At 67.5% G+C, this 22024-nt stretch carries 17 protein-coding genes and 1 pseudogene; 13 read left to right on the top strand and 5 right to left on the bottom strand.

The annotated features are described in order from the left end of the window. Positions 1–55 precede the first annotated feature (55 nt). Positions 56–520 carry a hypothetical protein gene (locus KBY67_RS05965; RefSeq protein ID WP_255109773.1) on the bottom strand — a complete coding sequence of 155 codons (465 nt, stop codon included), beginning with the start codon at positions 518–520 and terminating at the stop codon, positions 56–58. Between the two features lie 33 nt (positions 521–553). Here KBY67_RS05965 and alaS point away from each other — a divergent pair, with 33 nt between their 5' ends. The 5 genes and pseudogenes from alaS to KBY67_RS05940 all read left to right on the top strand — a co-directional run bounded on the left by alaS (position 554) and on the right by KBY67_RS05940 (position 7882). Further along, positions 554–3250, top strand: coding sequence for an alanine--tRNA ligase (gene alaS / locus KBY67_RS05960; protein WP_255109770.1), 2697 nt, complete (start codon positions 554–556; stop codon positions 3248–3250). 107 nt (positions 3251–3357) lie between these two features. Further along, positions 3358–4281: pseudogene (glsA, locus tag KBY67_RS05955) on the top strand (glutaminase A); the annotation flags it as partial. Between the two features lie 195 nt (positions 4282–4476). Further along, positions 4477–5220, top strand: coding sequence for a cyclic nucleotide-binding domain-containing protein (locus KBY67_RS14760; RefSeq protein WP_315855557.1), 744 nt, complete (start codon positions 4477–4479; stop codon positions 5218–5220). Between the two features lie 13 nt (positions 5221–5233). Next, positions 5234–7138, top strand: coding sequence for a CHASE2 domain-containing protein (locus KBY67_RS05945; protein WP_255109767.1), 1905 nt, complete (start codon positions 5234–5236; stop codon positions 7136–7138). A gap of 30 nt (positions 7139–7168) precedes the next feature. Beyond that, a complete protein-coding gene (locus KBY67_RS05940) occupies positions 7169–7882 on the top strand; it encodes a hypothetical protein (RefSeq protein ID WP_255109764.1) in 714 nt (237 codons plus the stop codon). A gap of 46 nt (positions 7883–7928) precedes the next feature. Here KBY67_RS05940 and KBY67_RS05935 read toward each other — a convergent pair whose 3' ends face one another. Continuing rightward, a complete protein-coding gene (locus tag KBY67_RS05935) occupies positions 7929–9407 on the bottom strand; it encodes a mechanosensitive ion channel family protein (RefSeq protein WP_255109762.1) in 1479 nt (492 codons plus the stop codon). A gap of 220 nt (positions 9408–9627) precedes the next feature. Here KBY67_RS05935 and KBY67_RS05930 point away from each other — a divergent pair, with 220 nt between their 5' ends. After that, on the top strand, positions 9628–10275 hold the full coding sequence (locus KBY67_RS05930) for an SIMPL domain-containing protein (protein ID WP_255109759.1): 648 nt from the start codon (positions 9628–9630) through the stop codon (positions 10273–10275). A gap of 86 nt (positions 10276–10361) precedes the next feature. Then, the gene (locus KBY67_RS05925; RefSeq protein ID WP_255109757.1) at positions 10362–10751 is read left to right on the top strand and encodes a DUF3307 domain-containing protein; all 390 of its coding nucleotides are present in this window, start codon (positions 10362–10364) and stop codon (positions 10749–10751) included. Between the two features lie 7 nt (positions 10752–10758). On the opposite strand, the gene KBY67_RS05920 is transcribed toward KBY67_RS05925, so the two are convergent. Both KBY67_RS05920 and speA read right to left on the bottom strand, forming a co-directional pair. Beyond that, positions 10759–11349: a cyclic nucleotide-binding domain-containing protein gene (locus KBY67_RS05920; RefSeq protein WP_255109755.1), complete on the bottom strand. Its 591-nt coding sequence runs from the start codon at positions 11347–11349 to the stop codon at positions 10759–10761. Between the two features lie 12 nt (positions 11350–11361). Then, positions 11362–13359, bottom strand: coding sequence for a biosynthetic arginine decarboxylase (gene speA / locus KBY67_RS05915; RefSeq protein ID WP_255109753.1), 1998 nt, complete (start codon positions 13357–13359; stop codon positions 11362–11364). A gap of 121 nt (positions 13360–13480) precedes the next feature. Between speA and ndk the strand changes: the two genes are divergently transcribed. From ndk to KBY67_RS05890, 5 genes are all read left to right on the top strand, one after another. After that, positions 13481–13939, top strand: a complete 459-nt coding sequence (ndk, locus tag KBY67_RS05910; protein WP_255109750.1) for a nucleoside-diphosphate kinase — start codon at positions 13481–13483, stop codon at positions 13937–13939. A gap of 86 nt (positions 13940–14025) precedes the next feature. Continuing rightward, the gene (locus tag KBY67_RS05905) at positions 14026–14691 is read left to right on the top strand and encodes a FecR family protein (RefSeq protein WP_255109748.1); all 666 of its coding nucleotides are present in this window, start codon (positions 14026–14028) and stop codon (positions 14689–14691) included. Further along, positions 14691–16535 carry an adenylate/guanylate cyclase domain-containing protein gene (locus KBY67_RS05900; protein ID WP_255109746.1) on the top strand — a complete coding sequence of 615 codons (1845 nt, stop codon included), beginning with the start codon at positions 14691–14693 and terminating at the stop codon, positions 16533–16535. The genes KBY67_RS05905 and KBY67_RS05900 overlap by 1 nt, the downstream gene beginning before the upstream one ends. A 104-nt stretch (positions 16536–16639) precedes the next feature. Beyond that, complete coding sequence (locus KBY67_RS05895) at positions 16640–17404, top strand: FecR domain-containing protein (protein WP_255109744.1); 765 nt, start codon at positions 16640–16642, stop codon at positions 17402–17404. 25 nt (positions 17405–17429) lie between these two features. Beyond that, positions 17430–19319, top strand: coding sequence for an adenylate/guanylate cyclase domain-containing protein (locus KBY67_RS05890; protein WP_255109742.1), 1890 nt, complete (start codon positions 17430–17432; stop codon positions 19317–19319). On the opposite strand, the gene thiO is transcribed toward KBY67_RS05890, so the two are convergent. After that, positions 19274–20419, bottom strand: coding sequence for a glycine oxidase ThiO (gene thiO / locus KBY67_RS05885; protein WP_255109739.1), 1146 nt, complete (start codon positions 20417–20419; stop codon positions 19274–19276). The two genes, KBY67_RS05890 and thiO, sit on opposite strands and share 46 nt — an antisense overlap. A gap of 108 nt (positions 20420–20527) precedes the next feature. Here thiO and gatB point away from each other — a divergent pair, with 108 nt between their 5' ends. Further along, a complete protein-coding gene (gene gatB, locus KBY67_RS05880) occupies positions 20528–22009 on the top strand; it encodes an Asp-tRNA(Asn)/Glu-tRNA(Gln) amidotransferase subunit GatB (RefSeq protein ID WP_315855556.1) in 1482 nt (493 codons plus the stop codon). Positions 22010–22024 lie beyond the last annotated feature (15 nt).

Raw genomic sequence — 22024 nt, 5'->3', positions numbered from 1 at the left:
ATGAGCGGAGCGACTCCCAGCAGCACTCTGCCGGATGGAGCGCCCCAGGCCGTGGCTAGGGCCTCAGGGGGGGCAGCCAGCGCTGCAGGGCCTGGAGCACCAGGGCACTGCCCGCCAGCGGCAGCCACAGCGGCAGCCACACCAGCAGCAGCTCCAGCGCCAGCCCCGGCAGCAGGCGCAGCCCCCCCTGGCTCAGAAGCTCCGCCGCCGCCGGCAGCTCGGGGCTGGTGCCCAGGCTGCGGATGCCGCAGACAGCCCCCACCAGGCCCGCCTGCAGGTGGCTGTCGTCGGGATCGACCCGCTGCAGGTGAAAGGCCAGCAGGCCATAAAAAAAGCCGCAACCCCCCGCCCGCAGCGCCGGCCTCAGCCCCAGCACCAGGGCCAGGGCCAGGGCGGTGGCGCCCGCCAGCAGCGCCCAGACGATCGACTGCAGCCTCAGCTGGGCGCGGTGATCGGTTGGGGCCGTCAGGGCGGGCACGGGGACAGCTGGAATCGGTTGGGACCTGTGCTGGGCGATCATGCCCTCTCCAGGGTTGATTTGCCGCGTCCGGCCATGGCTGCCACCACCTCCAGCCGCTACGAGCGGCGCTCCCGCCCCCACAGCGGCGCCGAGATCCGAGAGGCCTTCCTGGCCTTCTACGAAGCTCGGGGACACCGGCGCATGGCCAGCGCCTCCCTGGTGCCCGACGACCCCACGGTGCTGCTCACCATCGCCGGCATGTTGCCCTTCAAGCCGGTGTTTCTGGGTCAGGCGGAGCCGCCGGCAGCGCGGGCCACCAGCAGTCAGAAGTGCATCCGCACCAACGACATCGAGAACGTGGGCCGCACGGCACGGCACCACACGTTCTTCGAGATGCTCGGCAACTTCTCCTTCGGCGATTACTTCAAGACCGAGGCGATGACCTGGGCCTGGGAACTCGCCACCACGGTCTTCGGCCTGGATCCGAAGCACCTGGTGGTGAGCGTCTTCCGCGACGACGACGAGGCGGCGGCAATCTGGCGCGACACGGTGGGGGTCGACCCGCGGCGGATTGTGCGCCTCGGTGAGGCCGACAACTTCTGGGTGTCGGGCCCCACCGGCCCCTGCGGCCCCTGCTCGGAGATCTACTACGACTTCAGCCCCGAGCTGGGCGATGGCGACGGCCCCCTCGATCTGGAGGACGACAGCCGCTTCATCGAGTTCTACAACCTGGTGTTCATGCAGTTCAACCGCGACGCCGAGGGCCACCTCACGCCGCTGGAGAAGCAGAACATCGACACGGGTCTGGGCCTTGAGCGCATGGCCCAGATCCTGCAGGGGGTGCCGAACAACTACGAAACCGACCTCATCTATCCCCTGATCGAAACAGCCGCCACCCTGGCGGGGGTCAACTACAGCCAGCTGGATGGCCGCGGCCAGACCTCCTTGAAGGTGATCGGCGACCACAGCCGCGCCATCACCCAGCTGATCGCCGATGGGGTGACCGCCTCGAATCTGGGTCGGGGGTACATCCTGCGGCGCCTGCTGCGGCGGGTGGTACGCCATGGCCGCCTGCTGGGCATCACCACCCCCTTCCTCACGGCCATGGGGGAGGCAGCGATTGCCCTGATGGTCGATGCCTATCCCCAGCTGGTGGAGCGGCGCGAGGCGATCATGGCCGAGCTGGCCCGGGAGGAGGCCAGGTTCCTGGAAACCCTTGAGCGCGGCGAGAAGTTGCTGGCGGATGTTCTCTCCACTGGCCCGAGCCAGATCAGCGGTGAGCAGGCCTTTGAGCTCTACGACACCTATGGCTTCCCGCTGGAGCTCACCGAGGAGATCGCCGAGGAGCACGGGCTGGCGGTGGACCTGGCCGGTTTCGAGCGGGCGATGGAGGCCCAGCGCCAGCGGGCCAAGTCGGCGGCCGTGCGCCTGGACCTCACCCTGCAGGGGGCGATCGAGGCCATGGCCGAGCAGCTGCCGGCCACTGAGTTCCGCGGTTATGAGGCCCTGGAGCACCCCAGCCAGGTGATGGCCTTGGTGGTGAACGGTGAGCCGGCCCAGGGCGCCCGGGCGGGGGATGCGGTTCAGATCGTGCTCGACTCCACGCCGTTCTACGGCGAATCCGGCGGCCAGATCGGTGATCGCGGTGTGCTGGCGGGGGGTGCCCCCAGGGCTGGGGCCGAAGCCGGCGTGATCGTGCGCATCGAGGCGGTCAGCCTTCAGCGCAAGCTGATCGTTCACCACGGCCGGATCGAGCGGGGTGAGCTGGCCTTGGGCGACACGCTCACCGCCCTGGTGGACCGCGCCTGCCGCCGCCGGGTCCAGGCCCACCACACCGCCACCCACCTGCTGCAGGCGGCCCTGAAACAGCTAGTGGATCCCTCGATTGCCCAGGCCGGCTCCCTGGTGGATTTCGAGCGGCTGCGCTTCGACTTTCACTGCCCCCATGCCATCAGCCCCGAGGATCTGGAGCGGATCGAGGAACTGATCAATGGCTGGATCGGCGATGCCCATGCTCTGGAGGTGCACGAGATGGAGCTGGAGCGGGCGCGCTCGGCCGGGGCTGTGGCCATGTTCGGCGAAAAATACGCCGATACGGTGCGGGTTGTGGATGTGCCGGGGGTGTCAATGGAGCTCTGTGGCGGCACCCACGTGGCCAACACGGCGGAGATCGGCCTGTTCCGGATTGTGAGCGAAAGTGGAGTGGCCGCTGGCATCCGGCGCATCGAGGCGGTGGCCGGCCCTGCGGTGCTCGATTATCTCAAGGAACGCGACACCGTGGTGCGAGCCCTGGGGGATCGCTTCAAGGTGCAGCCCGGCGAGATCCTCGAGCGGGTGGGCAGCCTCCAGGACGAGCTCAGGGCCAGCGCCAAGGCGCTGGCGGCGGCCCGCTCCGAGCTGGCCCTGGCGCGGGCTTCGGCCCTGGCTGCCGGTGCCCGCCAGGTGGGGGCGTTCCGGGTGCTGGTGGCGCGGCTCGATGGGGTGGAGGGTGCCGCCCTGCAGACGGCCGCCCAGCAGCTCCAGCAGGGTCTGGGCTCGGCCGCTGCGGTGGTGTTGGGGGGGCTGCCCGCCCCTGAGGAGCCAGCCAAGCTGGTGCTGGTGGCGGCCTTCGGCGCCGAGGTTGTCGCTGCCGGGCCGAAAGCCGGCAGTTTCATCGGTGCGGTGGCGAAGCGCTGCGGCGGCGGCGGCGGCGGTCGCCCCCAGTTGGCCCAGGCGGGCGGGCGCGATGCCGCCGCCCTCGATCCGGCCCTGGAGCAGGCCCGTGTTGACCTGATCAGCCAGCTCTCGTGATCGGCCCAGGGCAGCTGCCCAAGTAGCGACTGCGACAGACTCGCCGCCTGGATGGGGAGTGGTATCAGCCCGATGCGGCTTTCCACGCCCCGCTGGAGCCTGAGTCGATGATTGATTCTCCCGGCAGCACCTCAGACATCATTCAGGGGCTGCTCGAGGATCTGCATCAGCGCTATTCACGGCTTGAGGATGGCGCTCCTGCTGATTACATCCCGGAGCTGGCCAAGGCCAATCCCTCGGATTTCGGTATCTCCATGACCACTGTGGATGGTCGTGTCTATGAGGTGGGGGATACCCGCAGGCCATTCACAATCCAGTCAATCTCCAAACCGTTCGCCTATGTCCTGACCCTGAAGTTGTTCTCCGATGAATATCTGGCCACCAAGGTTGGAGTGGAGCCTTCCGGAGATGCCTTCAACGCCATCAGTCTCGACCAAAAGTCGGGCCGTCCCCGCAATCCGATGATCAACGCGGGGGCGATCGCCACCACAGCGCAGATCTGGAACCACGACCCGGATCAGGCGGAAGCCCTGATGCTCGACTTCTTCAGCGAACTGGCCGGGCGTCGACTCAGCATCGATCAGGTGGTGTTTCAGTCGGAACGGGCCACCGGCCACCGCAATCGGGCCATCGGCCACCTGCTGCGCAATTTCGAAATCATCGAGGATGATCCTGAAGAGTCCCTCGACCTCTATTTCAAACAGTGCTCAATCACCGTCACCTGCCACGATCTGGCGGTGATGGCCGCCACTCTGGCGTGTCAGGGTCTCAATCCCTTCACCGGCGCCCGGCCGCTCACGCCCGAGATCACCGTGCGCATGCTGGCCCTGATGGCTACTTGCGGCACCTACGACTTTGCCGGTCAGTGGCTTTAGGACGTGGGCATGCCGGCCAAGAGCGGCGTGGGTGGGGGCGTGCTGGCGGTGGTGCCAGGCCGGCTCGGCATCGCCACCTATTCACCGCCGCTCGATGAGCTGGGCAACAGCGTGCGCGGCATTGCGATCTGCAACGAGCTCGCCGACAGCCTTGGTCTCAGTCTCTTCAATCAGTATCCCCAGACCAGTTGCACGATTCGGCGGTCCTACAAAGGCTCCCAGCGCCAGTCACGGCGATGGCGGGCATCGAATCAGACCAGGTTGCTGCAGGAACGGCGTGACGCGATCCGGATCGTGCATACCCAGGGAGTACTCGATTTCGCCGCGATCGAGAGGCTGCTCTCCGAGCTCATGGGGATCATGTCCGATGTCTGGATCCTGGTGCTGGATGTGGCCCATGTCACAGAACTCCCGGTCGAATCCAGGGGGTTGTTCCTCAATGAGCTCTCGGCCCTCCGGCGTCGGGGAGTGGTTGTGCTGATGGCCCGGGCCCGGCATCTCAACCTTCCCCGCACGCTCAGTGTGGTCGGGGGGGTGGAGGAGATGCCCCAGTTCGAGCAACTGGATCAGGCCCTGGAATGGGCCGAAGATCTGCTGCTGGATTCAACCAAGGGAGAGGATCGCGATCCTCTTTTCAGTTCGGAGATCGATCAGACCCTGGGCTTCCTGGGCCTGTTGCAACCCAGCCACCGCCAGACCCTTGCCGATCTGATGCAATGCCGCACCTTTGCCAAGGGGGACCATGTGATCAGAAAGGGCGATTCAGGGCATGAGCTTGTTCTGGTGCGGGAGGGGCGCTTCACCATCACCATCGAACTGCCAGGCAGTGACGGGCAGACCCATGAATCGCGTCTGGCCACCTTTGAGCCGGGAATGTGCTTCGGGGAAATCGCCTTTCTCTCCGGTACGCCCCGCACAGCGGATGTGACGGCGGATCTCGACGGCAGCTGCTGGGTGCTTGAGCGCCACGATTTTGATAACCTTCGCCAATGGGAGCCCGATGTCGTCACTGAATTGTTACTGGCCCTCACCCGTGATCTCGGCACCAAGCTCGCGCTCACCAGCTATCAACTCACTTTGATGGAACACCTGTGATCTCCCTGCGCCGATGACACCCAGAGCGGTCACCTGGCTGCGGCGTTACGGGGTGTTCGTGGCCTGGGCCAGCGCCTGTGCCCTCGGCTTTGGGCTCTTCCCCGATCTCTACGAGCGCTGGCAGCTGGATCTCTCCTCCCGCAGTCAGGAGCTGCGTGGTCCGCGCAAGCCCCCCTCCGGGGTGGTGATCGTGGGCATCGACGACTACAGCCTCGTGCAGGGGCAGAACGCCGACCTCAGCCAGGACAAGGAGCTGCGCCGCCTGACGAACTGGCCTTGGCCGCGGGCGATCTACGACCGGGTGCTGGACCGCCTCTTCTCCGCCGGTGCCCGGGCGGTGGGTTTCGACCTTCTCTTCGATGCCCCCAGCAGCCATGGCCCGGATGATGACGCTGCCCTCGCCACGGCCCTCCGCCGCCACACCGGCCGGGTGGTGCTCGGGGCCCAGGTGTTCGAGAGCCGCGGCCGGGTGGGGGGCCTCACCCTCAGCTCCGCCATGCCCTTCCTGAGCGAAGCTGCCGGGCCCAGCAGTTCGGGGCTGCTCAATGGCCTGCAGGATCCCGATGGCTACATCCGCCTGCGCCCCAGCACCTATGCCGCGCAGCTGCGGACCTCGGGGATGCTGGATGTGCCACCTGGACTTTCTAGCCAGCTGATCGCCAAGGGCCGGCTGGCGGAGATCCCTCCACCGCCGATCCTCGCCAACTGGCGGCCCCTGGTCGACCCCTATGGCCCGCCCCGCACGATTCCCACGATCTCGATCTGGGAAGTGCTGGAGTCGGGCAGCTTCGCCCGCCTCAACGACCAGGGCGCCTTCCGCAATCAGGTGGTGCTGATCGGGCCCACCGCCAGCGTGCTCCAGGACATCCACCGGACAGCCTTCGCGGGTGCTGAGGGCATGCCTGGAGTCGAGATTCACGCTGCCGAGATCGCCAACCGGCTGGAGGGCCGGGCCCTCTACATCCCCCCTCTCGCCTGGTACCTGGCCCCTTTGCTAGGCCTGTGGGTGCTGGCTCTGGGGCTGGCCAGCACCAGAACTGAGAAGCCGCAGCTGCGGCTCGGTGCCCTGACACTGCTGGCAGGGGGGATTGTGCTCATGGGGCTGATCCTGCTGAGCACCACCGGGGCCGGCATCGGCCTGCTCGGACTGTCCGCCTTCACCTTCGCCACCGGTCTGGTCAGTGCCGGCGATGCCACGGTGCGCCTGCAGTGGAATCGCCTGCGTCTGCGCCGGATGCTGGAGCGCTACCTCTCACCGGCGGTGGCGGCCCAGATCGCCAGCCAGCCGGAGGAGGCCGATGAACTACTGGGGGGGAAGGTCTCGGAGGTGGTGGTGTTCATCTGCGATGTGCGCGGCTTCACCCAGCGCAGCACCCAGATGAGCCAGGAGGGCAAAGCCAGCCAACTGGTGCAACAACTCAATGAGTACTTCGCTGTTGTCGTGGATACCCTTCAGAGCAAGGGAGCGATCATCGACAAGTACATGGGAGATGCGGTGCTGGCCGTCTTCGGGGTGCCCCTGAACAGGGGAATGGCGGTGGAAGTGCAGTCGGCGCTGGAGGCGATTCTGGAGCTTCAGGACCAGATGGAGGCCCTGAACCAACGCTGGGCCGACCAGGGCAAGGACCCCTGGGAGCAGGTGATGATCCTGAGCGCAGGGCCTGTGATCAGCGGCAACATCGGCTGCGCCTCGCGCATGGATTACACCGTGATCGGTGACACGGTCAACATGGCCAGCCGCCTGGAGGGTGTGGCCAAGCAGTCGGGACGTGACATCATCCTCAGCCGTGTTGTGGCCGAGTACGCCAAGCCCGAATGGGACCTGGAGCGGGTGGGCGAGTTCGAGATCCGCGGCCAGGGGGGGCAGGTGGTGTTCACGATGCAACCGAGGGAGTTTTATGAGCAGAATCAGAGCTAGCCTGCATTTGATCGCTTACTTCTACGCTTCATGGACCATCGCCTTGTCGCAGCGTTTGGCGGCTTCCTTCAGATTGGCCTGTTGCAGGCCGTGCTGATGGCACCTGCCGCCCCGATCAGTGCAGCAGCCTTCGAGCAGGCCACCATCAAGAGACTGGTGGATGGCAATCAGGTCTACATCGACAACAAGGCTGCCCGGGTCAATGAAGTGGCCCGCGCCGGCCAGCAGGTTCGTACTGGCAAGAGCCGCGCCGAGCTCCTCTTCGACAAAACCGCCACGGGCTTCATGGGTCGATCCAGTGTGATCACCCTCGGCAATGCCTGCTTCCGCCTCAGCAAGGGAGCCGTGCTGGTGAGCGGCCCCCAGAAGGCCTGCCTCGGCACCAAGGTGCTGGGGGTGAAGGGCACCACCTACGTCCTCACCCGCGCTGACGACGGCCTGTTCGATTTCGTGGTGCTGGAGGGGCAGGGTTACGTGGGCCCTGAGGCGGGCTACGAGGAGAAGCAGGACTCCACCCCTTCGGGCTCCTCTGCGGCTGCAGCCGGTGATCCCTCGGGCAACACCACCTACGTCTGTCGCTGTGAAGTGGCCCGTTTCTCGCCCGACGGCGAATTCGTCAGCCAGGGCAAGCTCAGCCGCAGCCAGTACCAGGCCCTGCTGAGCCTGCACACCTCCGGTCAGAGTCAGCTAGGCAAGAGCACTCAGATCAAGGACGCCTTCTCGGAGTGCTACGACGCCAGCTGAACAGTCTCCAGCCCCAGGCAATGAGCGCCTCAGCCTGAGGCGCTCATCACAGAGTCAGAGTCTCGAACAGCTGCTTCATGCGCTTGAGCAGCTGATTCTCATGCTGCTTCACCTTGTCCCTCTCCATCCCCTCCAGCTCGCCGCGGCGTTGGCTCACCAGGTGGGCCATTCGGTCCATCAGCGGCGGGTTCTGAATCAGCAAGGGACCCAGGCTGGTGCGTGAGACCTCCAGAAGCTGGCATTCCTCCAGTGCCCGGACGGTGGCGCTGCGCTGGCTGTCGGCGAGCATTGACATCTCACCGAAGACATCGCCGGGTTTCAGGCAGGTCACCTGGAACGGTTCCGCATCCTCCTGGTCCTTGAGCACCTCGACCATTCCCTGAACAACCTGGAAAAGGGAATCACCTCGGTTGCCCTCGCGCACCACCACTTCCCCTGGCGCAAAGCGCAGACAGCGGGTGGTCCTGGCCAGCTGGTGCATTTCCTCCTCGCTGAGGTCACCGAAGAGCGAGTTGCGGCTGAGCAGGGCGCGCCGTTGGTCAAGGCCGCGCTGGTCAGGATGCCCCGCATCAAGGACGGTCCGTTTCTCTCGGAGTTCACGCACCGGATAGGGGACGCACTGGCCGGTGCGCTCCAGGCTGAACCAGATCTGCTCCAGCAGTTCACTGCGCAGGTCGAGCATGTCACCGAGGTTCCCCGGTGGCTGGAAGGCGATGATGTCGTAGGTGATGGCACTGTCGGCGAAGGCCTGCACCCGCACGGCCGGAGGGGGGTTCTCCAGCACGCGGGGATGTTTGCTGAGCACCTCCAGCAGCAGTTGCCGGGCCTGGGAGGGGGGCAGGCTGTAATCGAGGCCGAGGTTGAAGCGGTTGCCCATGGCACCAAAGGCCACGTAGTTGCGCACCACCACTTCGGTGACCTTGGTGTTGGGCACCACCACCAGTGCACCGGTGACATCCTTCAGGCAGGTGTCTCGCCAGTTGATCGACACCACCACACCCATGGTGCCATCTCCCAGATCGAGGAAATCACCCACGGAAAAGACATTATCGAACTGGAGTTCCAGGCCCGCAAAGAGGTCCTTGAGGGGCTCCTGGGCGGCCAGGCCCAGCATGGCGGTGAGCACGGCTGAGGTGGTGACCAGGCTGACCAGATTGAAGCGGGCCTGCTCCTGCACCACGATCACCGTGGCCACGATGCCTCCACCCAGCATCAACAACTGCAGCAGAATCTGGGCAGGTTCTTTCCTCAGACGCAGGGCTGCTGGAAGTTCGAGAAACCCCCAGAGAGCCATGCGGATGCCCAGGTAGCTGAACATCAACTCGTCGATGGTGGAGATCCAGGCCCGGTAGTCAGCGGGCAGGAGGATCAGCGGCAGGGTGCGCACCACCGCCGAGCTCAGGATCGCCAGGCTGGCCAGCTGAATCGGCAGCTTCGGCAGCCGCAGTCGCAGGATCAGGAGCTGCAGGGGCACCAGCAGAACCACCGTGACGATGGCTGTGACCCATACCTCCAGCAACGGCATCCTGAAGTTCAGCGGTCAATGGGACGCAGAGCATCCGGGCATGGCCGGGGGAGCCCACACAGCAGGATAGGTGGGATGGCCGCAGCGGTTTCGCTTTCTGGAAGCCTTTCCAGGCCTGGCCGCTCGCTCTGCCTTCACCTTCGTTCTTTGCCACCGTTAGCCCATGGTTCGCCCTGGTCGCTTCACAGGGGCATGGCCCCTGGCCTTGCTCCTGCTCCAGTTGACCCCGCCGGTGAGGGCCCAGCAGGTGCAGTTGCGTTGTGATGGCACCCTGCTCGAAGCCAGGGGCAGTGCCGAGAAGAAGCGCACGATCGACGTGCTCAAGGTGTCCCTGGCGCTCTCGGCGGAGGCGGCCACGGCGGATGGGGCCTTGGGAGAGCTGCAGCGGCGCCTGGCCGTGGTGCGCCAGGCTCTGCAGCGCCTGCAGGTGATGGAGCTGGCGGTGAGTTCACCGTCCAGCTGGGAGCGGCCAGCGAGCCCGAAGCGCCCGGCGGCTGTGGAGGCCAATCTGCAGGTGAGCGGTGAGCTGGCCCCGGCCCAGCTGCAGGCTCTGGTGCGGGAGGTGGGGGCGCTGCCCGGTGTCCGCCTCAATCCGGTGTCACCCAGGGCCGATCAAGCCGGAGATGCCGCCGTACGCCGCCAGTTGCTGCGGCTGGCGTATCAGGATGCCCTGCTTCAGGCCAGACAGCTGGCCGAGGCCATCGGTCTAGGCATGCCAACCCCCCTGGAGGTGCAGATCGACGGCGGATTCCGGCCGATGCTGGCTAAGGGGATGATGGCGGATTCCGCTCCCCCGCCCTTCGAGGCAGGTGAGTTGCCTCCCCCGATGGATCGACTCGACATGCAGGTGCGCTTCTGTGCCCGATGAAGGTTCCTCCAGGGCCAATCCGTGACCATGCACCCAGCAGCCCCCGCCCGTGAGGGGGCAAGCTGATGGTATCTCTAATCCCAGTGATGCCTTCAGACGGCGCCCAGGTCATCTCCGGCTTCGGGCTCTTTGCCCTCCTGGCCATGGGCCACTTCGTTGCCGATTTTGGCCTCCAGAGTGACCGCATGGCGGTGGAGAAGTGTCCGGGCAAAGATCAAACCCTCCCCTGGCCCTGGTGGTTGCTGGCCCACTCCGGCATCCATGCCTTTGTGGTCACCTGGCTCACCGGTGTGGTCTGGCTCGGTCTGGCGGAATGGGGTCTCCACGCCCTGATCGATTACGGCAAGTGTCGCCACCGCTATGGGATGGGGGTGGATCAACTGCTGCACATGGTCTGCAAAATGATCTGGGTGCTGATTCTTGTCACCTTGGCTCCAGTGGGCTCCGGCGGTCTGCTGCAGAGCTTTCCGCGTTGAGCAGGACTCAGCCAGCGGATCCGGTTGGCTGGCTGTAGCGGCCTCGGGCCATCAGCTGTAACCGGTCCATCGCCTTGCTCAGGCAGTAGTTGAGCGGCTTGATCTCCGTCTTCAGCCGGTCCAGTTGATCGCTGTCGCCCCGCTCGCTGGCGGCGATGCCATCCAGCAGCAGACCGATCACCTCATTGCTGCGCATGCAGCGCTGGCTCACCAGAGCCAGCATCTCCATGGCCAAGTCGATATCGAAGAGCAGGGTCTTGAGGAAGTTGTCGCCACTCACCTCCACCAGCTCGGCGGGTCCCTCCACCACCCGCACATCGGCGGAGTGCTGACCTGAACCGAACAGCCCCATCTCTCCAAGTAATTCCTCGGCTTCGATCACGGCGAGGGTGTGGGGTTCAGCTTCGATCAGCCGGATCTGGATCGCCACCTTGCCCCTGGTGAGCAGCATCAGGCTGTCGGCCGGTTCCCCCTGTCGCATCACCAGCTCGCCCACGGCGGCCTGGCGGAGCACGGGTGCCAGCTCGTGGTGGTGGATCTCCAGCAGCAGTTTCATCCGCTCCCTCACCACCTTGAGCTGCGGCTCATCCCCCCACATGCTGTGTTCCTCTCAGGCTTGCAGGTACGTGCTCTGGCGCAGGCTGTTCTGCAGATGGGCCATCAGCCGGCCGGCATCGGGCACCGTGAGCGTGCCGCGGTGAATGGCGGCCTCGCTGGCCACCCGCAGGCGCTCGAGCAGGGCCTCGGGGTCGTGTTCCATCGCTTTGAGCACCTCCGCGTTGCTGTCGCCGCGCACCACATGATCGACCCGGTAGCGGCCGTTGGCCCCCAGACGGATATGGACCGCATTGGTGCTACCGAAGAGGTTGTGCAGGTTGCCCATCACCTCTTGGTAGGCGCCGCCGAGGAACAGGCCGATCCAGTAGGGCTCCCCCTCGCGCAGCTCATGCAGCTCCAGCAGGGGCTTGGCCTGGCCGGGGCCGATGAAGCGGGCCAGCTTGCCGTCGGAATCGCAGGTGAGATCAGCAAAGCTGCCCAGACGGCTGGGGCGCTCATCCAGCCGGTGGATGGGCATCACCGGGAAGAGCTGGTCGATCGCCCAGGTGTCGGGAGCGGAACGAAAGATCGAGAGGTTGGCGTAGTAAGTGCCCGCCAGCGCGGCCTGCAGCGCCTTGAGGTCGTCGGGGATGGGGGTGGGGGCGCTCCAGCTCTGCAGCTGGGCGGCGATGGCCTGGCAGCAGGCCCAGTAGAGCTGCTCGGCCGCTCCCCGCTCAGGCAGGCTGAGATAGCCCAGCCGGAAGGCGGAGAGGGCATCCTGCTTGAACTTGATGGCATCGTTCCAGCCCTCCTGAAGGTGATCGACCTGGCCGGGGGCATTGAGGGCGGTGGCCTGGATCGTCGCCAGCGTGTCGCGCAGGTTGCGCACGATCAGCGGTTCCTCCCCCAGCGCCGGCGGCTCCTCCCCCTGCACCCCGCCGGTGCCGAGGACATCGAAAATGAGCACGCTGAAATGACTGGCAATGGCGCGGCCGCTCTCGCTCACCAGGGTGGGCAGCGGCACAGAGCGGGGTTCGCAGCACTCCCGCACGGTGGCCACCACGTCGTTGGCGTAGTTCTGCAGGGAGTAGTTGGTGGAGGCGGCGGTGGCGGTACGGCTGCCGTCGTAGTCGATGCCGAGGCCACCGCCCACATCGAGATAGCCCATCGGCGCCCCAAGCCCCGCCAGCTGCACATAGATCTGGCCCGCCTCCTGCAGGGCGTCCTTGAGCACGGCGATGTCGTTGATCTGGCTGCCCACGTGGAAGTGGAGCAGGCGCAGCTCGCTGAGCAGATCGGCCTGGCGCAGGGCCTCCACCGTGGCGAGCAGATCCGGCACTGAGAGGCCAAACTTGGCGCGCTCCCCTACCGAGCTGCCCCATCGCCCGGTGCTGCGGCTAGAGAGTTTGGCGCGTACGCCGATCAAGGGGGCGGCCCCAAGCTCGCGGCTGGCGCTGATGATCCGCCCCACCTCGTCGGGTTGCTCGATCACCACCACCGGCTGCCGGCCCAGCCGGCGGGCCAGGATCGCCGTTTCGATGTAGCGCTGGTCCTTGTAGCCGTTGCAGATCAGCAGGGCTTCGGGGTCGTCCACCAGGGAGAGGGCGATCAGCAGCTCGGCCTTGCTGCCGGCCTCCAGGCCGAAATGCCACTGACGGCCGCTCTCCACCAGCTGCTCGACCACGTGGCGCTGCTGGTTGCATTTCACCGGAAAGACGCCCTGGTAGCGGCCGGCGTAGCCGTACTGGGCGATCGCCCGCTCGAAGGCGGCATGGAGCCGCTCCAGCCGGTCTTCGAGGATGTCGTCGAAGCGGATCAGCAGCGGCAGGCTGAGGTCGCGCCCCTGGAGGCCCTGCACCAGCTCCACCAGATCCAGGCAGCCACCCCGCTCTCCCCGGGGCTGCACCATCACGTGGCCGCGGGCATTGACCGTGAAATAGGGATCACCCCAGCTGTCGAGGCTGTAGAGCCGGCTGCTGTCGGCCACGCTCCAGCCATCGCCTGCCGGCTCAGGGGCCTTTGTGCCTCGGGCCGGGTCGGCGCCCAGGGCCGTGGGATCGGCGAGAACCATGGCGAAGCGGTGGAATCCCGAAGCGAGGTGACAGCAGGGAATCTAGGGAGGGTTTCCGCCGTGGCTTGCCAAGCGGCAGGCCCAGCGCAGACGATGGGCCTCATCTGCTGTCGTCCCGTCCATGGCCGTTGAACGCACTTTCCTCGCCATCAAGCCCGACGGGGTGCAGCGGGGGCTGGTGGGAGAGATTCTCGGCCGCTTCGAGCGCAAGGGTTTCAAGCTGGTGGGTCTCAAGCAGCTGGTGCCCAGCCGTGAGCTGGCCCAGAGCCATTACGGCGTCCACAGCGAGCGCCCCTTCTTTGCCGGCCTCGTCGACTTCATCACCAGCGGCCCGGTGGTGGCGATGGTCTGGGAAGGGGAGGGGGTGATCGCCAGTGCCCGCAAGCTGATCGGCGCCACCAAGCCCCTGGAGGCCGAGCCCGGCACGATCCGCGGCGACCTGGCAGTGAACATCGGCCGCAACGTGATCCATGGCTCCGATGCGCCCGAAACCGCCGTCTTCGAGATCGGCCTCTGGTTCGAGCCCTCCGAGCTGAGCGAGTGGACCCCCGCCGACCAGGTGTGGCGCGTGGAGCCCTGAGTCACCATCGTGGGGAGCATGTCACTGACACGGCATGGCATGGCATGGCCCCGATCCCTACCGCTACGGATCCCCCAGCGCGATCGATGCCGAGCAGACCACTGCTGGCCTTGCTCGGCATCGCTGCGATCTCAGTCTTCGGCCTTGGACTCACACCGGCCGCTGCTGAGCGACAGGTCCCCCGGGTGCTGGATGTGCCGACCCGGCCAGCCTTCATCCGACCCCCGGGAACCGTTGAGCGCCAGGCCCGTGCCGGCCAGGTGATCGCCCCGCTCTCGCAGCTGCGCACGCAGAAGCCCGGACGGTTGCAGGTGCTGCTGGCCGATGGTCAGTCGTTTCGCCTCGGTGGCAACGCCCTGCTCCAGCTCGATGGGGCCGGCCTGAATCTCACTGGCGGCCAGATCATCGCCTGGATCAATCCCGGTGCTGTGCGCCGCCAGCCGCTGAAGATCCGCACCCGGGTGGGCACCGCCTCGATCCAGGGCACCACGGTGTTCATCGAAGACCAGCCCGATGGGGTGCTCTTCCTCAGCTGGGAGGGCTCGGTAGAGGTGACCACCAGCGACGGGACCGTTTACACCCTCTCCAGCGGAGAGGTGCTGCGCGCCACCCCGGACGGCTGGGTTGGCCCACGCCGCCTCAGCCCCGAGGAGATGCGCCAGCGCCGGCACCGCAGCATCCTGCTCAACGGTTTTGAGGCCCCGATGGAGACGCTGTCGGTGATCGAGCGTGAACTTGGCCTGACCCCTTGATGGCGCCGGCAGCCAGCCGTTGGCGGCGGCTGTGGTGGCTCGGGCTGGCGCTCCCCTTGCTGGCCGGCCTCGACCGGCTGCCCGCCACGGCATTGGGGCAGGGGCTGAACGTGCTCGATGGCCAGATTCAGATCGCGTTCTTCCAGCAGCGCGGCGCTCGCAAGGCCCCTGCCGACCCGGTGATCCTGGCGATTGATGCCGAATCCCTCGAGCTGGGGGAGCTGCTCAGCCCCAGCGAGCGGCAGAACTCGCCGATCTGGCGCGAGATGGGCCCGTGGCCCTGGCCGCGGGCCCTGCAGGCCCGGCTGGCCGCCACCGTGCTGGAGCGGGGGGCGGCACGGGTGCTGTTCAACATCGAATTCAGCCAGCCCAGCCGCTTCGGCCCCGCAGACGACCAGGCCTTCCTCGCCACCTTGGCCCCCTGGCGTGAGCGGGTCCACCTTGCCGCCCGCTATGGCCTGCGCGACCGTCAGGGCCTGGAGGTCGTGCGGCTGCTGTTGCCATTCCCGTCCCTGGGTGCCCCGGGGCTCACCACGCTGCTGCAATCTCCCCAGGGGGCGGCGGAGGCCGTGCCGGGTCAGGACTGGCTCGACACCAACCTGGCTGGTTTCCCATCGCCCCGGCCCCGACCCATGGCCTTCCTGGCGGCCGGCAAGCCGGTGCCGGCCGCTGAGATGGGCCTGAATTATCTCGGCCCCGCCGGCAGCCTGCGCCAGGTGCCGGCCTGGGGCCTTCTCGACACCCCAGCTGGGTTCTGGAGCGGCCGCACCGTGCTGATCGGTGCCACGGCCCCGAGCCTGGGTGACCTTCAGGAGACCCCATTCGGTCCCCAGAGCGGCACTGAGGTCCAGGGGGTGGCCCTGGCCAATGCGATGCAGGGCAATGGCCTCCGGCGCCTGCCGGGGTGGGGCGAGACCCTGCTGCTGCTGCTCTGGGGGATCGCTGCGGCCTGGTGGCTGGGCCGGGGCGCCACGGCTGGCCGCAGCCTGCTGCTGATCCTGATCCTGATGGTGCTGACGCTGCTGGCTGGCTGGGGGCTCTGGCTCGGCGCCCTGCTGCGGCTGCCCCTCTCCGCCCTGCTGCTGGCGGCGCTGGTGGGCGGCGGCGGGCGGGCCGTGGGCCAGGCCCTGGGGGAGAGCCGGGAGCGGGCCTATCTGCACCAGGTGCTGGCCCGCCGCGTGTCCCCCACCCTGCTGCGCGACATCCTGCGCAACCCCGGGCCGATCTGGACCCAGTCGGTCGGCAGCCGCGCCCGCTGCGTGGTGCTGTTCAGCGATCTGGTGGGGTTCACCAGCCTGAGCGCCAGCCTCGCCCCCGACGAGCTTTTCGCCCTGCTCAACCGCTATTTCGAGGAGATGGCTTCGGCGGTGCTGGCGGAACAGGGACTGCTCGACAAGTTCATCGGCGACGCGGTCATGGCGGAGTTCGGTGTGCCCCGCAGCCGCGGCGAGCGCGAGGAGGCCCGTGCGGCGGTCCGGGCGGCCCTGGAGATGCAGCGGGGACTGGAGCGGCTCAACGTTGAGCTTGTGGCGGCGGGACGGGCGCCGTTGCGCCATGGCATCGGCCTACATGTGGGGGAGGTGATCGCCGGCAACCTCGGGGCCTCCCAGCGGCTGGAGTTCACGGTGGTGGGCGCCAGCGTCAACGTGGCCAGCCGCCTGGAGCGCCTGACCCGCTCTTACCCCGACCATCCGATCCTGATCAGCGCTGACCTCCTCGACCTGCTGCCCGGGGAACTGGAGGTGGAGCCGCTGGGTCCCCATCCGCTGCGGGGCTGGCCCGAGCCCCTGATGGTGTTCGGGCTGCGGGGGTTGATGAGCCACCCGAAAAAGGGTCCAGAATGAACAACCCCTGATCTCAGACTTCGACGCAGAGCAAGAACCAGCTCCAGCCCTGCTCCAGCCCCTGATGCTGTTGTTCCCTGATGTCCCACCAGCCGCCTTTTGTGATGCCCAAGCCATCAGTCCGCCACAGCGCCAGCCGGGCTGCTGATGTCCCTGCCCTGGCGCTTCAGGCTCTGACCGTTGCCCTGGTGATGGCCCAGGCCCTGGCGGCTCCCCTGCCGGCCCTGGCTGGCGAATCGGCGGTGGTCAGTGAAATCCTCGATGGCAACGAGCTCTACATCGACACCCGTCAGGCCAGGGTGAAGCAGAAGGCCAGTGCCCCCCAGGAGATCAGCACCCGCAACAGCCGCGGTCAGCTCAGCTTCGATTCCGGTGCGGCCGGCCGGCTCAACCGCTTCTCCCAGATCCGGCTGGGCAGCTCCTGCTTCCTGCTCAGCAAGGGCCAGGTGCTCGTCTCCGGCAAGCAGAGCGGCTGCACCGCCTCCAGCCGGCTGAGCGTGCGCGGCACCAACTATGTGCTGGAGGTGGGCGACGACGGCGCCAGTGACCTCTCGGTGCTGGAAGGGTCGGTGGAGGTGGAGCCCCTGCGCGATGGGGTGCCCAGTGGCGAGCCGCCCACCACCGTTCAGGCCGGCGAGCGGCTGAGGCTGTCCCCGGCCGGTGTGGTGATCGCTCTGCTCAAGCTCACCAGCGGCGACTACGACAGCATCCTGCGCGGCGAGCTGTTCCGCGACTTCAGCACGCCTCTGCCGGCCTTCGGCTCCCTGGAGAGCTACATCCGTTCGTCCGTTCCCGGCGTTTCGATCCCCTCGCTGCCGGCCCCCTCCCGACCGTCGATCCCCACGTTTGGCCTGCCACGGTTCTTCTGATGCTGATCTCATCTGATTACGGCTGATGCGGCGGCTCGGAGCACCGGCCGTTGGCTCCCTGCTGCTGGCGCTGCTGGCCGGGGCCCTGGGCGGCTGGCCGCCGGGACCGTGGCGCCCCTGGGAGCGGGGCCTGGAGCAGCAGCTCCTGCAGCTGCGCGGGCCTCGGCCCACGCCGGCGGCGGTAGTGCTGGTCGCCATCGACGACGCCACGCTGCAGCAGGGCGGCTGGTTCGTCAGCCAGAACCGTGGGCAGATCCCGCCCTGGGCCCAGGGGATCGGCACCCTGCCCTGGCCTCGGGCCGCCTATGGGTTGTTGGCGTCACGGTTGCGGGAGGCGGGGGCGAGCGCCGTGGCGATCAATGTGATCTTCGCCGGTCCCAGCAGCCTCGGCCCCGGTGACGATGCCGCTTTTGAGCGCTTTCTGCAGCGCCAGAAGGGCCATATCGCCCTGGCCGCCGAGATGCTCGAACCGCAGGACGCCGCCACAGGCAGCGGCCTCACCCTGGTGCGCCCCGATCGGTTCGTAGCGGCGATCGGTGGCCCCGACCAGCTCGGCCTGACCAACACCATCCCGCCAAGTCCGGGCCAGAGCGCCCTTCACCCTGAGGCCTACGGCCGCGGCCTGCTGCCCGCCAACCAGGTGGAGCCCTTTCCCTCCCTCTCGTCCACCGCCCTGCGTCTGGCGGGGCGCCGCAGCCGCCAGGACGATCCCCGCCGCGCCCTCCATGGTTATGGACCGGAGGGCAGCTTCCTGCGCCTGCCGGCCTGGGAGGTGCTGGACCCGGAGCGCTGGCAGCGTCACCCCCGGCGCGCCTCTGTGCGCGGGGCAATCGTGCTGGTGGGTCCTGTGGTGTCCCAGGGGGAGAGCGGCAACCCCTCCCCCTTCGGTCCGCTCTCCGGCCTCGAGACCCTGGCCACCGCCACCGCCAATTCCCTGCAGGGAGATGGCCTGGCCCCCTGGCCGGCCGATCCGCCGCTGCGGGCCCTGCTGGCGATGGCGCCGCTGCTGCTGGTGGGGGGCCTGGCGCTCAGGCGCTCTGCCCTGGCCTGGCGGCTGACTCTGGTGGCGGTGGCCCTGGTTCTGCAGCTGGGGGCGGGTCTGCTGGTGCTGAGCCAGGCCGGCCTCTGGCTGCCGCTGCTGGCGCCCAGCGCCGGTCTGGTCCTGATGGGGCTGCTCTACGGCGGCGACGGCTACCTGCGGGAGGAGCGGGAGCGGCGCCGGCTGCGGCGCACCTTCGAGCGCTACGTGGCCCCCAGCCTGGTGGCGGAGATCCTGGCCGATCCGCGGGCCGCTGAAGGCATGCTGCGCGGCCGGCTGCTGCCGGTCACGGTGCTCTTCTCAGACATCAAGGGCTTCACCCAGCTCACCCAGCGCCGCAGCGCCGAGGGCCAGATCGAGCGGCACGTGAGCCAGCTGAACCGCTATCTCGGCGCGATGGTGGCGGTGATCACCGCCCACGGCGGCACGGTCGACAAGTTCATCGGCGACGCCGTGATGGCGGTGTTCGGATCACCGCTGGGGCGCGGAGCCCAGCAGGAGGCCGAGGCGGCATTGCGATGCGCCCTGGCCATGCGCCAGGCCCTGCGCGAGCTCAATGCCAGCTGGGCCAAGGAGGGGCTTGAACCGTTCGACAGCGGCATCGGCCTGGCCAGTGGTGAGGTGATCGTGGGTCAGATCGGCAGCCCCGAGCGGCTCGATTTCACCGTGATCGGCGACAAGGTGAACCTGGCCAGCCGGCTGGAGGGGCTCACCCGCAGCGAGGCCCAGCCCGTGCTGTTCGATGCCACCACGGCGGAGCTGACCGCCGCCACCGTCGCCACGCGCGCCCTGGGTGAGCGGCCGGTGAAGGGCATGGGGGCGGTTCCGATCTACACCCTGGCAGTCACTGACGGCGAGCTGAAGGGGTCGGACTGAGGAGCCCCGAAGCGGTCCCAGCGGAAGGCGGCCAGCAGCCTCTCCAGCTCAGGCTTCAGCGGCTCCTGCAGCAGCAGATCGGCCGTGACCGCCGCCAGCAGCACGCCATTGCGGTAGTGCCCGGTGGCCAGGGTCAGCCCCTCGATCGGTGATGGGCCCAGCAGGGGCGCTTCGTCGGGCGTGCCGGGCCGGAAGCCCCACCAGCGCTCCATCGGCGGCCAGTGGGCAGCTTCCGGCAGCAGCGCCGCCAGACCATCCTGCAGCTGCCGCTGCCCCTGGGGCGTCAGTCCGGCGCTGAAGCCCGCCTCCGGCTCGCTGGTGGCCCCCACCACCAGCAGCCCGTCGTCGCGGGGCACCAGGTAGGTGCCGGGGCCGAACAGCACCCGCCGCAGGGCCTGGCGCGGCCCCTGCAGCGAGAGCATCTGTCCTTTGATCGGTCGCACCGGCAGCTGGGGCAGCAGCTGGGCGCTCCAGGCGCCGCAGGTCAGCACGGCTTCACCGCAGGTCAGCACCGCTTCGCTGCCCTCGATCCGCCGCCGCCGCACCCCCTCCAGTCGCCCGCCCTGCACCAGCAGCTCACTCACTTCGCTGCCCTCCTCGAAGACCACCCCCAGAGCCACGCAGGCCCGCTCCAGGGCGCGCATCAGCCGGCGGCGGTTATCGATCTGGCCGTCCTGGCTGAACAGCAGGCCGGCGCGCCAGCTGGGCCCCAGTCCTGGCACCTGCCGCTCCAGGGCTGGGCGATCCAGGGGCTCTCCGAAGTGAGCGGTGGGGTAGGCGTCGCGTTCAGCTGCGCTGCTGAAGGGCACCACGATGCCGCAGGGCCTGAGGCCGGAGGCAAGGCCGCTGTCGGCCTCGATTTCCGCCACCCAGGCGGGAATGCGCTCCAGGCTGCGCTGGCCCAGCTCCAGCAGGGGGCCCGCCAGCCCCTCGGCGTGGGGGGCGAGCATGCCAGCCGCCACGAATCCGGCTGCTTCGCTGCGGCTGCGGCTGAGCACGTGCACGCTCCGGCCGCGGCGGGCCAGCTGGTGGGCGATGGTCAGCCCGATCAGGCCGCCCCCCAGGACCACCACGACTCCATCCATGCCACGGGATGCCATGGCCTCAAGGTATCCAAGCGCCACAGGCGTGGCGACGGTCCTGCCCCAGCAGCTGCTGCCCTCCGCACGGGCCCGCTGCATAGGATCAGCTCAAGCCAGGAGACAGGGATGGGTGCGGCGATGGCAGAGGGGTGCTGGGAGGCCGTGATCGGCCTGGAAACCCATGTGCAGCTGGGCACCGCCAGCAAGATCTTCACGGCCGCCTCCACCAACTACGGCGACGACCCCAACACCCACATCGATCCGGTGGTGCTGGGGCTGCCCGGCACCCTGCCGGTGCTGAATGAAAAGGTGCTGGAGTATGCGGTGAAGGCGGCACTCGCCCTCAACCTGCAGGTGGCGGAGCACAGCAAGTTTGACCGCAAGCAGTACTTCTATCCCGATCTCCCCAAGAACTACCAGATCTCCCAATTCGACCAGCCGATCGCTGAGAACGGTTGGATTGAAGTGGAGGTGGCCGAGAAGGGCAAGGACACCTACCTCAAGACGATCGGCATCGAACGGCTGCATATGGAAGAAGACGCGGGCAAGCTCGTTCATGCTGGTAGTGATCGCCTCGCCGGCAGCACCCATTCGTTGGTGGATTACAACCGCGCCGGGGTGGCCCTGGCTGAAATCGTGAGCAAGCCCGATCTGCGCACGGGTCGGGAGGCGGCGGAGTACGCCTCGGAGATCCGCCGGATCATGCGCTATCTGGGCGTGAGCGACGGCAACATGCAGGAGGGATCGCTGCGCTGCGATGTGAACATCTCGGTGCGGCGCGGGCCGAATGAACCATTCGGCGTGAAGGTGGAGATCAAGAATATGAACTCCTTCTCGGCGATCCAGAAGGCCTGTGACCATGAGATCGCCCGCCAGATCAAAGCGATCGAGGCCGGTGAGCTGATCCGGCAGGAAACACGCCTCTGGGATGAAAGCAAGCAGCACACCAAGAGCATGCGCAGCAAGGAAGGGAGCAGCGACTACCGCTACTTTCCCGAGCCCGATCTGGGCCCGATCGAGGTGACCTCCGAGCGGCGTGAGGGTTGGCGCGCCGAACTGCCCGAGCTGCCGGCGGCCAAGCGCCACCGTTACGCCGACCAGCTAGGTCTCTCGATCTACGACGCCCGGGTGCTCACCGATGAGCGTGCGATGGCCGAATACTTCGAAGCCGCCGTGGCCGCTGGCGGTGACCCCAAAGGAGTGGCCAACTGGGTGACGGGCGACATCGCCGCCTATCTCAATTCGGGCAAGCTCTCGATCACCGAGCTGCCCCTGAAACCCGAGGAGCTCTCGGAGCTGGTGGGTCTGATCGATGACGGCACGATCAGCGGCAAGATCGCCAAGGAGATCCTGCCCGAACTGCTGGAGACAGGCGGTTCTCCCAAGGCGATCGTGGCTGAGCGCGGCCTGGGCATGATCAGTGACCCCGCCGCGATCAGCGCGGTGGTGGAGGCGTTGCTGGCCGCCCATCCAGCCGAAGTGGAGGCGTTCCGGGGTGGCAAGACCAAGCTGCAGGGCTTCTTCGTGGGCCAGCTGATGAAGCAGACCGACGGCCGCGCCGATCCCAAGCTGGCCAACTCGATCCTGGTGGCGAAGCTCAAGGGCTGAAGGCAGACTTGTCCC

Origin of the sequence: Synechococcus sp. RedBA-s (genome assembly GCF_024345495.1) — a bacterium.
Lineage (GTDB): Bacteria > Cyanobacteriota > Cyanobacteriia > PCC-6307 > Cyanobiaceae > Regnicoccus_A.
The sequence above is the reverse complement of the archived record's forward strand: the minus strand, read 5'-3'. Positions and strand labels throughout refer to the sequence as shown.

Excerpts from the sequence above, each read along its gene's own strand:
- KBY67_RS05905 (WP_255109748.1), top strand. The coding sequence starts at position 14,026 with ATGCCGAGCAGACCACTGCTGGCCTTGCTCGGCATCGCTGCGATCTCA.
- KBY67_RS05945 (WP_255109767.1), top strand. The coding sequence starts at position 5,234 with ATGACACCCAGAGCGGTCACCTGGCTGCGGCGTTACGGGGTGTTCGTG.
- KBY67_RS14760 (WP_315855557.1), top strand. The coding sequence starts at position 4,477 with ATGGGGATCATGTCCGATGTCTGGATCCTGGTGCTGGATGTGGCCCAT.
- KBY67_RS05920 (WP_255109755.1), bottom strand. The coding sequence starts at position 11,349 with ATGTGGGGGGATGAGCCGCAGCTCAAGGTGGTGAGGGAGCGGATGAAA.
- alaS (WP_255109770.1), top strand. The coding sequence starts at position 554 with ATGGCTGCCACCACCTCCAGCCGCTACGAGCGGCGCTCCCGCCCCCAC.
- KBY67_RS05965 (WP_255109773.1), bottom strand. The coding sequence starts at position 520 with ATGATCGCCCAGCACAGGTCCCAACCGATTCCAGCTGTCCCCGTGCCC.
- gatB (WP_315855556.1), top strand. The coding sequence starts at position 20,528 with ATGGGTGCGGCGATGGCAGAGGGGTGCTGGGAGGCCGTGATCGGCCTG.
- speA (WP_255109753.1), bottom strand. The coding sequence starts at position 13,359 with ATGGTTCTCGCCGATCCCACGGCCCTGGGCGCCGACCCGGCCCGAGGC.
- KBY67_RS05895 (WP_255109744.1), top strand. The coding sequence starts at position 16,640 with ATGCCCAAGCCATCAGTCCGCCACAGCGCCAGCCGGGCTGCTGATGTC.
- KBY67_RS05890 (WP_255109742.1), top strand. The coding sequence starts at position 17,430 with ATGCGGCGGCTCGGAGCACCGGCCGTTGGCTCCCTGCTGCTGGCGCTG.
- KBY67_RS05900 (WP_255109746.1), top strand. The coding sequence starts at position 14,691 with ATGGCGCCGGCAGCCAGCCGTTGGCGGCGGCTGTGGTGGCTCGGGCTG.
- KBY67_RS05940 (WP_255109764.1), top strand. The coding sequence starts at position 7,169 with ATGGACCATCGCCTTGTCGCAGCGTTTGGCGGCTTCCTTCAGATTGGC.
- ndk (WP_255109750.1), top strand. The coding sequence starts at position 13,481 with ATGGCCGTTGAACGCACTTTCCTCGCCATCAAGCCCGACGGGGTGCAG.
- KBY67_RS05925 (WP_255109757.1), top strand. The coding sequence starts at position 10,362 with ATGCCTTCAGACGGCGCCCAGGTCATCTCCGGCTTCGGGCTCTTTGCC.
- KBY67_RS05935 (WP_255109762.1), bottom strand. The coding sequence starts at position 9,407 with ATGCCGTTGCTGGAGGTATGGGTCACAGCCATCGTCACGGTGGTTCTG.
- thiO (WP_255109739.1), bottom strand. The coding sequence starts at position 20,419 with ATGGCATCCCGTGGCATGGATGGAGTCGTGGTGGTCCTGGGGGGCGGC.